This is a genomic window from Herbaspirillum aquaticum, from assembly GCF_002213425.1.
Classification (GTDB): domain Bacteria; phylum Pseudomonadota; class Gammaproteobacteria; order Burkholderiales; family Burkholderiaceae_D; genus Herbaspirillum; species Herbaspirillum aquaticum.
This window is the reverse complement of sequence record NZ_NJGV01000013.1, coordinates 14359-27324: the sequence shown is the minus strand read 5'-3', so window position 1 is coordinate 27324 and position 12966 is coordinate 14359. Positions and strand designations below refer to the sequence as shown.

Sequence of the window (12966 nt, the reverse complement as noted above, 5' to 3'; positions counted from 1 at the left end):
CCGGCGATCAGCGGCTGCGGTGGATGTGCCCGGATTGCATGACCAGCGACAGGTGTTCACCCTGGCCGGTCAGCAGCGTGATGTCCTGCAGCGGATTGCCATCGACCACGATCAGGTCGGCCAGCGCACCGGCGCGCACGGTGCCCAGTTCGCCGTCGCGCTGCAGGATCGCGGCGGCGATCGAAGTGGCCGAGCGGATGGTTTCCAGGTTGCCGAGGATCTCGGCACGGATCAGGAACTCGGTCGATTGATCCTGATGCATCTCGCCCAGCAGGTCGGAGCCGAAGCCCATCTGCACGCCGTGTTCGGCATAGATGCGCAGCGAGTCGCGGCCAGCCTGGCGCACCGATTCGATCTTGGCCACCGAATCGGGCGGCAGGCCCAGGCGCGCACCGTCGCGGGCCAGGGAATCGTAGGTGACCAGGGTGGGCACCACGAAGGCACCATGCTCGCGCATCACGCGTGCGGCCTCGGCATCGACCAGGTTGCCGTGCTCAATGGTGCGCACGCCGCAGCGCACGGCGCGGGCGATGGCGCGGCCGGTGTAGGCATGCGCCATCACGTAGGTCTGCGCGGCCTCGGCTTCGGCCACGATGGCGCGGATTTCATCTTCGCTGTATTGGGTATTGCCGATGGGGTCGGTCGGCGAAGCAACGCCGCCCGAGGCCATGATCTTGATCTGGGTTGCGCCCTTCTGCAATTCCTCGCGGGCAGCCAGCCGCACGGCATCCACACCATCGGCCACGCGCGCAATGGCACCGGCACGGAAGGCGCATGAGCAGGGCTCCAGCACATCGGAACGCGGCCGGAAATCGCCATGGCCGCCGGTCTGCGACAGCGCCTTGCCCGAGGGGAAGATGCGCGGGCCCGGTACCAGGCCGATGGCGATGGCTTGCGCCAGGCCCCAGTCGGCACCACCGGCATCCCGCACGCTGGTGAAGCCGCGATTCAACATGGCTTCGACGATGGGCAAGGCGCGGATCGAAGTCAGCGAGCCGGGTTGCAAGGCATTGAGGCCCAGGTTGGCCAGCGAGGCCAGCACGTGCACGTGGCAATCGATCAGGCCGGGCATGACGGTCTTGCCGGTGACGTCGATCACGCGTGCGCCGCTCACTTCAAGAGGCGTGGCGGAGACATCGATGATGCGGTCTTTTTCGATCAGGACATCATGGCGCGGGAACAGGCTGCCCAGTGCCGGGTCGAGGACGTTGCCGCCCTTCAGGAGAATCTTGGTCATGGCGAATTTCAATGTTGTTGCAGGTACTGCGGCTCACGCACGAAGCGGGTGCCGACGAAGCTGATGGCAGCGGCGATCATCACGTAGAAGGCCGGGGCCATGTTGTTGCCGGTGGCAGCGATCAGCCAGGTGATGAAGAAGGAAGCAAAGCCGCCGAAGATGGTCACGGCCAGGTTGTAGGCCACCGACAGTCCGGTGGAAAGCACCTTGGCCGGGAACAGTTCGGAGAAAGCCGCCAGGATGGGGCCGGTGTAGGCCGCGATCAGGGTGCCGAAGACCAGCTGGAAGACCAGCAGGGTGGTCAGGCTGGGTGCGCTGTTGATCCAGGCAAACATGGGATAGGCCAGCACCAGGATCAGCGCGGCGGCACCGGAGAGCAGCGGACGGCGTCCGATGCGGTCGGCCAGGCGGCCAACGATGGGGGCCAGCACCATGATGCAGAGTCCACCCACCATGCCGGCGATGAAGCCGGTGGTTTGCGGCAGCTTCAGCACCTTCACCGAGTAGGTCGGCATGTAGAACAGCAGCACATAGGTACAGACCGTCCACAGGATGACCATCGAAAAGCTGGCCGAGGTCTCGCGCGGGAAGTTGCGGATCACTTCCTTCAAGGGCGAATCGGTCTTGTCCTTTTCTTCGAGGAAGGTCGGGGTTTCTTCGAGGTGATTGCGGATGTAGTAACCGACCGGGCCGATGATGATGCCCAGCAGGAAGGGCAGTCGCCAGCCCCAGCTGGCCAGGGCTTCCGGTTCCAGGCTGGTGGTGACGAAGGTGCCGACGGCCGCACCCAGCAGCACGGCCACGCCGATGCTGGCCTGGATCCAGCTGGAGTAATAGGCGCGTTCACGCTCGGGCGCGTATTCGGTCAGGAAGGCGGTGGCACTGCCCATCTCGCCGCCGGCCGAGAAGCCTTGCAGCAGGCGCGCCACGACGATGATGAGCGGGGCGAACAGGCCCACGCTTTCATAGGTCGGTGCCAGGCCGATCATGGTGGTGCCCACCGCCATGAGCAGGATGGTGACCGACAACGCCGCCTTGCGGCCCACGCGGTCAGCGTAGATGCCCAGCAGGATGCCGCCCACCGGACGCATGAAGAAACCGACACCGAAAGTCGCCACTGCCAGCAGCAGGGACGTCAGGTCGTTACCGGTCGGGAAGAACAGCTTGGCGATGATCACCGCGAAGAAACTGTAGACGGTGAAGTCGAACCATTCGAGACCATTGCCGATCACGGTGGCAATGATCGCGCGACGGCGCTGGTGGTTGGTGACCACCGGAATCCCGCCGGCTGGTAATGTCGTTGCTTGCATGCTCTCCCCTCATGTCAGACGTTGATATGCGGCCGATAATAGGGTCAGCGGGAGGCAGGCGGAAATGATATCTGTGCATGCAGCCATGCTCTGTGCGCATGCATGCGTAAATGATATGAGGATTTCCCGTATTAATTTTTTATATTGTTTATATCTTTTATGAATCCGCTTCCACAATGAAAAAAGCGCGTGCATTTCTGCACGCGCTTTTTGTGGCTGCCCTCTTCGATTCATCAACCCCATCGATGAATTGATGAGGAGATGAATGTCGAATCGATGAATCGATGAGTCGCTGAATCGATCAGGCCTTCACTGCCGGCTCGGTATTGCGCAGGCGGATGTGCAGCTCGCGCAGCTGCTTCTCGTCCACTTCCGAAGGGGCGTGGGTCAGCAGGCACTGGGCGCGCTGGGTCTTGGGGAAGGCGATCACGTCGCGGATCGATTCGGCACCGGCCATCATGGTGACCAGACGGTCCAGGCCGAAGGCGATGCCGCCGTGCGGGGGCGCGCCGTATTGCAGGGCGTCCAGCAGGAAGCCGAACTTCAGGCGGGCTTCTTCGTCATCGATCTTCAGGGCGCGGAACACCTTGCTCTGCACGTCGGCGCGGTGGATACGGACCGAGCCGCCGCCCAGTTCCCAGCCGTTCAGGACCATGTCGTAGGCCTTGGCGATGGCCGCACCCGGGTTGGTCGAGATGAAGTCTTCGTGGCCATCCTTGGGCGAGGTGAACGGGTGGTGCAGGGCCACCCAGCGCTGGCCGTCTTCGTCGTATTCGAACATGGGGAAGTCGACCACCCACAGCGGACGCCATGCGTCGTCGAACAGGCCGTTCTTCTTGCCGAATTCGCTGTGGCCGATCTTCACGCGCAGCGCGCCGATGGCGTCGTTGACCACCTTGGCCTTGTCGGCACCGAAGAAGATCAGGTCGCCGTCTTGTGCGCCGGTCTTTTCCAGGATGGCGTTCAGGGCCGCATCGTGGATGTTCTTGACGATGGGCGACTGCAGGCCGTCACGGCCCTTGGCCTTTTCATTGACCTTGATGTAGGCCAGGCCCTTGGCGCCGTAGATGGCGACGAACTGGGTATAGGCGTCGATTTCCGAACGCGGCATTTCCGCACCGCCCGGCACGCGCAGGCCGACCACGCGGCCGCCTTCGCTGTTGGCAGCGCCCGAGAAGACCTTGAAGTCCACGTCCTTCATGACATCGGTCAGCTCGGTGAATTCGAGCTTGACGCGCATGTCCGGCTTGTCCGAACCATACATGCCCATGGCGGTGGCGAAGTCCATCACCGGGAACGGGTTCGGCAGGTCGATGTCCAGCGCGTTCTTGAAGACCAGTCGGATCATGCCTTCGAACAGGTCACGGATTTCCTGTTCGTTGAGGAAGGAGGTTTCGCAGTCGATCTGGGTGAATTCCGGCTGGCGGTCAGCACGCAGGTCTTCGTCGCGGAAGCACTTGGTGATCTGGTAGTAGCGGTCGAAGTTGGCCACCATCAGCAGCTGCTTGAACAGCTGGGGCGATTGCGGCAGGGCAAAGAATTCACCGGCGTTCACGCGCGAGGGCACCAGGTAGTCGCGGGCGCCTTCCGGGGTGGACTTGGTCAGCATCGGGGTTTCGATGTCGATGAAGCCTTGTGCATCCAGGAACTTGCGCACTTCCATGGCCACCTTGTAGCGCAGGCGCAGGTTGTTCTGCATCTGCGGACGACGCAGGTCCAGCACGCGGTGGGTCAGGCGGGTGGTTTCGGACAGGCTGTCGTCATCGAGCTGGAACGGCGGCGTCACCGACGGGTTCAGCACTTCCAGTTCGTGGCACAGCACTTCGATCTTGCCCGACTTCAGGTTGGCGTTGGTGGTGCCTTCCGGACGGTTGCGCACGAGACCCGTGATGCGCAGGCAGAACTCGTTGCGCACCGATTCGGCGTTCTTGAAGACATCCGCGCGATCCGGGTCGCAGACCACCTGGACCAGGCCTTCGCGGTCGCGCAGGTCGATGAAGATCACGCCGCCGTGATCGCGGCGACGGTGCACCCAGCCGCAGAGGCTGACGGTTTGGCCGAGCAGTGCCTCGGTAGTGAGGCCACAGTATTGGGTTCGCATGGACATGGTTGTGATTCCGTTGACAGTGTTCTTGTTGGATTTCAGAGAAGACGCTAAGGGCGAAGGCGGGGCTGGCCGGGCAGCGGACTGCCGGCCGCCCCCTCAATTCTTCGGCGCCGCCGCGTCGGTGATGATCTTCTTGTCGGTGACCATCTCGGGGGCGACCACGCCCATGGAGACGATGTACTTCAGGGCTGCATCCACCGACATGTCGAGCTCGATGGCATCGGCACGCGGCAGCATCAGGAAGAAACCGGAAGTCGGGTTGGGGGTGGTGGGCACATACACGCTGATGAACTCGCCCTGCAGGTGGTTCTTGACCTCGCCACCGGGCGTGCCGGTCAGGAAGGCGATGGTCCACGAACCCTGGCGCGGGTACTGGATCAGCACGGCCTTGCGGAAGGCGTTGCCGGAGGGCGAGAACAGCGTATCGGAGACCTGCTTGACGCTGGAATAGATCGACTTCACCACCGGAATGCGGGTCAGCAGGCCTTCCCACAGCAGCACCAGGCGGCGGCCGATGAAATTGCGCGCGGCCAGGCCGGTGAGGAACACGATCAGCAGCGTCAGGATCGCGCCCAGGCCGGGAATGTTGTGGCCCAGCCAATGCGCCGGCCGCCATGCTTCCGGCAGCAGCAGCAGCGACTGGTCCATGGTACTGATGATCAGGTTCAGTACCCACAGCGTGATGGCCAGGGGGACCAGGATCAGCAGACCCGTGATGAAGTATTTGCGCATGGGGGAAAGGAAGACCTCGTTAGCTGGCGCTGGGGGTGGACGGTGCCGCCGCAGGGGCAGCCGCCGCCGGTGCGGGCGCAGCAGCCGGAGCCGCCGTAGCGGCAGCAGGCGCTTCTGCGGCCGCAGCGGGGGCGTCGGTGGACCCGGCGATGCCGGTGCCATTGGCACCCTTGCTGTTGGCCGTGCCACTGCCATTGCCCCGGAAATCGGTCACGTACCAGCCCGAACCCTTCAACTGGAAACCGGCCGCAGTCAACTGCTTGCGGAAACTGTCCTTGTTGCAAGATGGGCAAACGGTCAACGCATCGTCAGAGATCTTCTGCAAGACATCCTTGGCAAAACCACACGCTTCGCAGCGATACGCGTAAATGGGCATGACTAACTCCGCAAAAAACTTCCAAAACCCTGAATTATAAAGGCTTTTGGCGGAGTTTTAGTGAACCTGCCCGCGCAGGCGATGCGCTGGCGCGACGGCATGCACCGTCGCGCCAGGCAAATTTTGCCATTTTGCAATTTTATTCACTACGCTCGCCGGGCGGCGCGGGCACCCGGCTCAACTGTCCACCGGGGCGGCGCGGCTGCTGCGCAGCGTGTCAAGGAATTCACGGCACCACCAATGCACGTCGAAGCGGCGGATGTTCTCCATCAGCGCGGCATGGCGCTCGCGCCGTTCGCCCTGCGACATCTGCAGGGCCTGCTGGATGACCTGGGCGGCACCGTGGGTGTCGTAGGGGTTGATGATGAGCGCCTGTTTCATCTGCTCGGCCGCCCCGGCAAAGCGCGACAACACAAGGACGCCCGGATCGTCCGGATCCTGGGAGGCGACGAACTCCTTGGCCACCAGGTTCATGCCGTCCCGCAGGGGCGTCACCAGCGCCACCGCGCAGGCGCGGTACAAACCCGGCAGGCGGCGGCGCGCCACGGTACGGTGGATGTAGCGGATCGGCATCCAGTCGAAGTCGCCGAAGTCGCCGTTGATGGAGCCGCACAGGCTTTCCAGTTCGCGCTGGATGTCGCCGTAGGCTTCCACGTCTTCACGGCTGGGCGAGGCGATCTGCAGCAAGGTAGCGCTGTGGCGATTTTCCGGATACAGGCGCAGCAGTTCGCGGAAGGCGCGGATGCGCTGCGGCAGGCCCTTCGAATAATCCAGCCGGTCCACGCCGATCAGCAGGCGGCGGCGCGAATACTCGGCCTTGGTGCTTTCATAGGTGTCGCGCGCTTCCTTGGCCTGGCCCAGGCGCTGGAATTCGGCCACGTCGATGCCGATCGGGAAGGCATTGGCATGCACCGTGCGGTTGAAGGCGCGGAACTGGTTGGGTCCGACCGGCTCGGCGGTCGCTTCGGCCTGGACGTACTGGGCGAAGTGCTGCAGGTCGGCGTGGTTCTGGAAGCCCACCAGGTCATAGGCAAACAGTGCGCGCATGAGCCATTCATGCGAAGGGATGGCAGTCAGGATGGGCGGCGGCGGCAGCGGGATGTGCAGGAAGAAGCCGATGCGCGCCTCGCAGCCCATGGCGCGCAGTTCGGCAGCCAGCGGGATGAGGTGGTAATCGTGGATCCAGACGATGTCATCGCGCTTCAACAGCGGAAACAATTTGCGCGCGAAAAGCTGGTTGACCCGGCGATAGCCACCCAGGTGGCCGGCTTCGAAATGCGCCAGGTCCAGTCGATAGTGGAAGACCGGCCACAGCACGCCATTGGCGTAGCCGCGGTAGTAGGCATCATGGTCTTCCTGCGACAGGTCCAGTTCGGCCAGGGTGACCGGCCCGGCCTGGTTGACGCGCAACTCGCCCTCGCCGGGCGTACCGTTCTCGACGACCTTGCCGCTCCAGCCGAACCAGAGTCCGCCGGTCTTCTTGAGGGTTTCGCCCAGGGCAACGGCCAGGCCGCCCGCAGCCGGCTTGCGGGGATCGGCGAGGCGATTGGAAACGACGACGAGTCTGCCCATCAGATCACCGCCTCCCACGAAGCCGACAGGCGCATCGCACAGTTGATGATGCCCACCATCGAATAGGTCTGCGGGAAGTTGCCCCACATCTGGCGCGTGACCGGGTGCGTATCCTCGGACAGCAGGCCCAGGTGGTTGCGCGCATCCAGCATGGCCTGGAAGATCTCGCGCGCCTGCTCCTTGCGGCCGATGCGCGCCAGCGCATCGATGCGCCAGAAGGTGCAGATGTTGAAGGCGGTCTCGGGACGGCCGAAATCATCCGGGGCTTCGTAGCGGCGCATGTAGGGCCCGTCGCAGAGCGACTTCTCCAGCGCTTCCACGGTGGAGATGAAACGCGGATCGGTCGGCGAGATCAGGCCCACTTCCACCATCAGCAGCACGCTGGCGTCGAGGTCGCGTCCGCCGAAGCTTTCGGCATAGGCCTGGCGCTGTTCATTCCAGGCTTCGGTAAGGATGCGGTCGCCGATTTCCTTGGCGCGGTCGCCCCAGTAGCGGGCCCGCTCGGGCAGGTCCACGCGGGCGGCGATCTTGGCCAGGCGGTCGCAGGCGGCCCAGCTCATCAGCGCCGAGGAGGTATGGATGCGCGAGCGGGTACGCAGCTCCCACATGCCGGCATCGGGCTGGTTGTAGACCTCGTAGGCGCGTTCACCCACGGCCTCCAGATGCTGGAAGTGCTCGGCACCGGCGCGATGGTGCAGGCGCATGTCGTGGAAAGCCTGCGCCGCGCCCAGCACGATGTTGCCGTAGACGTCGTGCTGGAAATGTTCATACGCCTGGTTGCCCACGCGCACCGGCTGGTGGTGCTGGTAGCCCGGCAGGTGATCCAGGATCTGTTCGGGCAGCGCTTCTTCCAGGCCGATGCCGTACAGGGGCTGCACGTGGCCGCCGCCGGAACGCACCACCACATTGGTCAGCCAGCGCAGGTAGTCTTCCATGGTGCCCAGCTCGGAGAGGCTGTTGAGGGCCCGCACCACGAAGAAAGCGTCACGCAGCCAGCAATAACGATAGTCCCAGTTGCGCTGGCTGCCCGGTGCTTCGGGCACGCTGGTGGTCATGGCGGCGATGATCGCGCCCGTATCTTCATAGACCGACAATTTGAGCGTGATGGCGGCGCGGATGACGGCATCCTGCCATTCCAGCGGTGTGGCCAGGGCGCGGCTCCAGTTGCGCCAATAGGCGGTGGTTTCCTGCTCGAAATCGCGGGCGGTATCGTTGATGCCGCCATGCAGGGTTTCGTCCGGGCCGAGGATGAAGTTGTAGGGGCGGCTGACCACGAAGGCGGTCTCGTCGACGATGTAGCTGATGGGCGCATCGGTATTGAGGCGCAGGGTCTGCTCCTGGCCGACATAGCGGATATGGTTGCTGCCACGCGTCTGCGGCGGCACTTCGCGGCCCCAGTCGAATTTGGGACGCAGCACCACGCGCATGCGCGGCGCACCCGAGAGCGGATGGATGCGGCGCACCAGCTGCAGCGGACGGAAGAAACGGCCGCGGCTCTGGAAGCGCGGCGCCAGGTCGGTGATCTCGATGCCCTGGCCCAGCGTGTCGTACAGGCGGGTGCGCAGCACGGCGGTATTGGGTTCATACCACTGCTCGCTGTGGGAAAAGTTCTCCAGCTGGAAAGCCCACAGCGCGCCGTTGTCGGTGGGATCGAGCAGCGCATTGAAGACCGGATCGCCATCAAAGCGCGGCAGGCAGCACCAGACGATGCGGCCCATCTTGTCCACCAGCGCCGAGAAGGCGCAATTGCCGATCACGCCCAGCTCCAGCGAGGAGGTCGAGGGCATGTCGTGCGCCTGGGCGGCCAGGTGCGGTTGTTCGGTGTGCTGCGTCTGGGAATGCGGCTGCGGTTGCGCTTCTTGCTGCGGATCGGGGCTGGGCTGGCTCATGGTTCCTCGTGCTCTGTTCTGTGGGTCAGATTTCTTGATGGAAGGCGATGTGCTGCGGGCCGGCAAAGATGCCGGCAAAACGGCTATGCGGAGGTGCTGCGCACCTCCACGCTCTGGCGCAGCAGGTCCAATACGGCGGCCGGATCAGCCAGCCGCTGCAGGGCCTGGCTGGGGCCGGCACCGATCTTGATGCCGAGCCCGCCGAAGACTTCACCCTGGGCGATGGCAAACCCGGCTTCGTCGGTGACGTCGTCGCCGATGAAGACCGGGCGGCGGCCGCGAAACGGCGCTTCATGCAGGAAAGCGGCGACGGCGTCGCCCTTGTTGATGTGCGGCTTGGCTTCCACCACCATCTTGCCGTGCAGCAGGGTGAAGCCAGGTTCGTGGCGCAGCGCGTCCATCATGGTCTCCACGCAGCGCTGTTCCAGGTGGGCGGCATGGCGGTAATGCAGCGCCAGCGCGCCGCGCTTGAGTTCCAGCTGCAGGCCGGGATGCGACTCCACCAGCGGCAGCAGGCGCTCGCGCAGGTGATGCACGTCCGGCACCGGCTGCTGCAGGATGCGGCCATCGGCCGTGCGGCGCTCGGCGCCATGCACACCGGCGGCCGGCAGGCGCAGCGGGGCCAGGAAGAAGTCCAGCTGATCCAGCGGGCGGCCGCTGACAATGGCCAGCGCGCCGTTGGACTCTTGCTGGATGCGCTGGAGCAGCGTGATCAGCTCCGGCGGCACCACGATCTCTTCAGGCTGGGGCGCCAGGTCGACCAGGGTGCCATCGAAGTCCAGAAACAATGCATCCGCAGACACATCGTAGGGGCGAGTGTGCTCAGTCATGCCATTTCAGGTTGATGGAAAGCAAATAAGTTCCGGCTTGATCTCGAATTATTGTCAATTAAATATCGAATAATGTCGAAAACCCGGGCGTTGGAATTGCTTTGACAGCGCCTGGCCCAGCAGTTCTGATGACCTCCCCAAAAAGACAAAACGGCCGCGCGGCGAGGCCGGGCGACCGTTTCAATCAGGCAAGCGGGATCAGGACTGGACGCTGCCCTCGGCGGGCACCGCCACCATGGGCGGCACGGGGGCCAGCACCTGGGGCATGAGCGAACCGACCACCATGCCGCCGATGGAGAATAGCAGGCCGGCCAGCTGCGGCGGCCACAGGCCGTCGGGGGCGGCGTATTCCAGGGTGATCCAGGAGACCAGGCCGAGCACCATGGCCATCAGTGCGCCCTGGCGCGTGGCACGCTGCCAGTAGACGCCGAAGGCCAGCGGCACGAAGGCAGCCACCAGGGTCACCTTGTAGGCGTTCTCGACCATTTCATAGATGCTGGACTGGCTGTTCAGGGCCAGCGTGGTCACGCCCACCGTGAAGAGCAGCACCACCGCACGCATGGAGAAGAGGAATTCACGGTCACTCTTCCAGGGGCGAATTTCCTTGAGCACGTTCTCGGTAAAGGTCACCGAAGGTGCCAGCAAGGTCGCGCTGGCGCAGCTCTTGATGGCCGACAGCAAGGCGCCGAAGAACATCACCTGGGCAAACACCGGCATCTTTTCCATGATGAGGGTCGGCAGCACCAGCTGGGAATCGGTTTCCAGCAGGCGCGAGACCATGTCCGGATCGATGAGCGTGGCCGAATAGGCCAGGAAGATGGGGATGAAGACGAAGAAGAAATAGATCACGCCACCCAGCACCGAGGCGTTGCGCGCCACTTTTTCATTCTTGGAGGACATGACGCGCTGGAACACGTCCTGTTGCGGGATCGAGCCCAGCATCATGGTGATCCAGGCGGCAAAGAACCACAGTACGTCTTTCAGTTCAGCGGCCGGCCAGAAGTTGAACTTGCCGGCCTCCGCGGCATGCGCAATGACTACGCCCGGACCGCCGACCATGCCGGAAACTTCATATCCGATATACAGCATGCCGACCACCACGATGATCATCTGCAGGAAGTCGGTGATGGCCACGGCCCACATGCCGCCCATCAGCGTATAGACCAGCACGCTGCCGGCGCCGATGATCATGCCCCAGTGCATGGGAATGTAGCCGCCCGAGACGACGTTGAACACCAGGCCCAGTGCCTTGATCTGCGCGGCCACCCAGCCCAGGTAGGAAATGACGATGCAGATCGTCACCAGCATTTCGGCGGCACGGCCGAAGCGCTTCTTGTAATAGTCGCCGATGGTCAGCAGGTTCATGCGATAGAGCTTCTTGGCGAAGAACACGCCGACCAGGATCAGGCACAGGGAAGAACCGAAAGGATCGGCCACGATGCCGCCCAAGCCTTCCTTGAGGAAGGTCGAGGACACACCCAGCACAGCCTCCGAACCGAACCAGGTCGCAAAGACGGTCGCGGTCACCACCGACATCGGCAGCGAGCGGCCGGCGACGGCGTAGTCCTTCGAACTCTTCACATAGCGGGTGGCATACAGGCCGATTCCGACCGAGATGACCCAGTAGAGGACGACGAACCAGAGCAGTGCATTCATGCCTTTTTCCTTGCAGGGGGGGTAAGAAAAACGCGCATTATAGCGGCAACTTCCTCGCGCAAAGCCGCTTGCGGCAAGACTTTTCATCTGTCGCCCCGGGACCACAACCGGGCTGGGCAATGCGCGCGGATCGCCCGCAAGGCAAGCAAGAATTGCTCCCGCCTGCAGGACGCGGGCATTCAGGATGTGTCAGGGGAGATGAAGCGGAAGTGCAGCATCCCGCGCCACCGGAAGGGGCAGCGCAGGACCAAGCGGGATCAGGCGCCTTCGTTGTTGCGCTCGTAGGAGGGGCAGCCGTTCTTGCCCCACTTGCCGTCGCACAACTTCCACAGGCAGCTTTCGCGGGCAAAGACCGACAGCGCGCTGCATTGCTTGACCTGCTCGGCCAGCGTCGGCACGGCCTGCACTTCGACCACTTCCGGCACCGGTACCACGGCCTGGGCGCGTTCGGCCTTCGCACGGGCATTGGCCAATTGCGCCTCGGCTTCGCGGCGCCGCTGTTCGCGCAGGGCCAGGGCGGCATCCTCGCGGCGGTGGCGGGCCTCGGCGCTGGCACGCTTCTGGGCCAGCAGATGGGCTTTTGCGTCGGCTTCCTGCTGCAGCTGGGCAATCACTTCCGGGCCGGGTGCAAGGTCGCTGGCGGATGGCTCGGCCGTCTCCTGGCTGGCCACCGGCACCACCGGTTCGGCCGCGGCGGGCTTGGACAGCGATGGCAATTGCTGCATCACCGGCTTGAGCGCACGTTGCGGCCATTGGGCACCCAGCCACATGGCCAAGCCGATGATGGCCAAGGTCAGCAGCGACACCAGCAAGGCGCCGCGGGTCGACGCCTGCACCTCGGGTTCGGTACGCGGACCGCGTGGTCCCCGCCGGGTGGCCGGTGCGGGTTCCTCTTGCACCGCCACGGCGGGCGCTTCGTCCTGGTAAGGCAGGCTGGCGGTGGCGGCCGATGTGGCGACGGCTGCCGTCACGGCGGCGGCTGCGACCGCCGCTGCGGTAATGTGCGAGGCACGGACTTCCAGTTCTTCCTCACTGAGCGCCTGCGGCGACATCAACGGGCGTGTGCCCTCAGCAGGCTCGCTGGCTTCATGCGCCGCATTGGCGTGGCCGGCAGGCTGCGCGCCTTCGTTGGCGCCGCGCCGCTCACGATCTTCCTCTGTACGTTCCAGAACTTGCATTGGAATTCCCCTGTATGCGCTACCGGCCACCCTCCCGGCGGCCCTGGTGTGCTCCCTCACGTCCATGATGGCTGCCTGG

At 64.1% G+C, this 12966-nt stretch carries 10 protein-coding genes; all 10 read right to left on the bottom strand.

Annotated elements, in window-relative coordinates; translation table 11 throughout:
• Window positions 1–7: 7 nt before the first annotated feature.
• Window positions 8–1237 carry a metal-dependent hydrolase family protein gene (locus CEJ45_RS14390; RefSeq protein WP_088755777.1) on the bottom strand — a complete coding sequence of 410 codons (1230 nt, stop codon included), beginning with the start codon at window positions 1235–1237 and terminating at the stop codon, window positions 8–10.
• 8 nt (window positions 1238–1245) lie between these two features.
• Complete coding sequence (locus CEJ45_RS14385) at window positions 1246–2547, bottom strand: MFS transporter (protein WP_088755776.1); 1302 nt, start codon at window positions 2545–2547, stop codon at window positions 1246–1248.
• A gap of 301 nt (window positions 2548–2848) precedes the next feature.
• Window positions 2849–4654 carry an aspartate--tRNA ligase gene (gene aspS, locus CEJ45_RS14380; protein ID WP_017451842.1) on the bottom strand — a complete coding sequence of 602 codons (1806 nt, stop codon included), beginning with the start codon at window positions 4652–4654 and terminating at the stop codon, window positions 2849–2851.
• 96 nt (window positions 4655–4750) lie between these two features.
• Window positions 4751–5386 (bottom strand): DUF502 domain-containing protein, encoded by a 636-nt coding sequence (locus tag CEJ45_RS14375; RefSeq protein WP_088755775.1) that lies wholly within the window; start codon window positions 5384–5386, stop codon window positions 4751–4753.
• 19 nt (window positions 5387–5405) lie between these two features.
• Window positions 5406–5762 (bottom strand): FmdB family zinc ribbon protein, encoded by a 357-nt coding sequence (locus CEJ45_RS14370; protein WP_088755774.1) that lies wholly within the window; start codon window positions 5760–5762, stop codon window positions 5406–5408.
• Window positions 5763–5939: 177 nt separating this feature from the next.
• Window positions 5940–7334 (bottom strand): alpha,alpha-trehalose-phosphate synthase (UDP-forming), encoded by a 1395-nt coding sequence (gene otsA / locus CEJ45_RS14365; RefSeq protein ID WP_088755773.1) that lies wholly within the window; start codon window positions 7332–7334, stop codon window positions 5940–5942.
• Complete coding sequence (locus tag CEJ45_RS14360; protein WP_088755772.1) at window positions 7334–9223, bottom strand: glycoside hydrolase family 15 protein; 1890 nt, start codon at window positions 9221–9223, stop codon at window positions 7334–7336. Before CEJ45_RS14360 ends, otsA begins: the two co-directional genes overlap by 1 nt.
• A gap of 83 nt (window positions 9224–9306) precedes the next feature.
• Window positions 9307–10053 carry a trehalose-phosphatase gene (gene otsB / locus CEJ45_RS14355; RefSeq protein ID WP_088755771.1) on the bottom strand — a complete coding sequence of 249 codons (747 nt, stop codon included), beginning with the start codon at window positions 10051–10053 and terminating at the stop codon, window positions 9307–9309.
• A gap of 198 nt (window positions 10054–10251) precedes the next feature.
• A complete protein-coding gene (locus CEJ45_RS14350) occupies window positions 10252–11709 on the bottom strand; it encodes a high affinity choline transporter 1 (protein ID WP_088755770.1) in 1458 nt (485 codons plus the stop codon).
• Window positions 11710–11966: 257 nt separating this feature from the next.
• Window positions 11967–12887 carry a phage tail protein gene (locus tag CEJ45_RS14345; RefSeq protein WP_088755769.1) on the bottom strand — a complete coding sequence of 307 codons (921 nt, stop codon included), beginning with the start codon at window positions 12885–12887 and terminating at the stop codon, window positions 11967–11969.
• Window positions 12888–12966: the final 79 nt, after the last annotated feature.

Excerpts from the sequence above, each read along its gene's own strand:
- CEJ45_RS14390 (WP_088755777.1), bottom strand. The coding sequence starts at position 1,237 with ATGACCAAGATTCTCCTGAAGGGCGGCAACGTCCTCGACCCGGCACTG.
- CEJ45_RS14385 (WP_088755776.1), bottom strand. The coding sequence starts at position 2,547 with ATGCAAGCAACGACATTACCAGCCGGCGGGATTCCGGTGGTCACCAAC.
- aspS (WP_017451842.1), bottom strand. The coding sequence starts at position 4,654 with ATGTCCATGCGAACCCAATACTGTGGCCTCACTACCGAGGCACTGCTC.
- CEJ45_RS14375 (WP_088755775.1), bottom strand. The coding sequence starts at position 5,386 with ATGCGCAAATACTTCATCACGGGTCTGCTGATCCTGGTCCCCCTGGCC.
- CEJ45_RS14370 (WP_088755774.1), bottom strand. The coding sequence starts at position 5,762 with ATGCCCATTTACGCGTATCGCTGCGAAGCGTGTGGTTTTGCCAAGGAT.
- otsA (WP_088755773.1), bottom strand. The coding sequence starts at position 7,334 with ATGGGCAGACTCGTCGTCGTTTCCAATCGCCTCGCCGATCCCCGCAAG.
- CEJ45_RS14360 (WP_088755772.1), bottom strand. The coding sequence starts at position 9,223 with ATGAGCCAGCCCAGCCCCGATCCGCAGCAAGAAGCGCAACCGCAGCCG.
- otsB (WP_088755771.1), bottom strand. The coding sequence starts at position 10,053 with ATGACTGAGCACACTCGCCCCTACGATGTGTCTGCGGATGCATTGTTT.
- CEJ45_RS14350 (WP_088755770.1), bottom strand. The coding sequence starts at position 11,709 with ATGAATGCACTGCTCTGGTTCGTCGTCCTCTACTGGGTCATCTCGGTC.
- CEJ45_RS14345 (WP_088755769.1), bottom strand. The coding sequence starts at position 12,887 with ATGCAAGTTCTGGAACGTACAGAGGAAGATCGTGAGCGGCGCGGCGCC.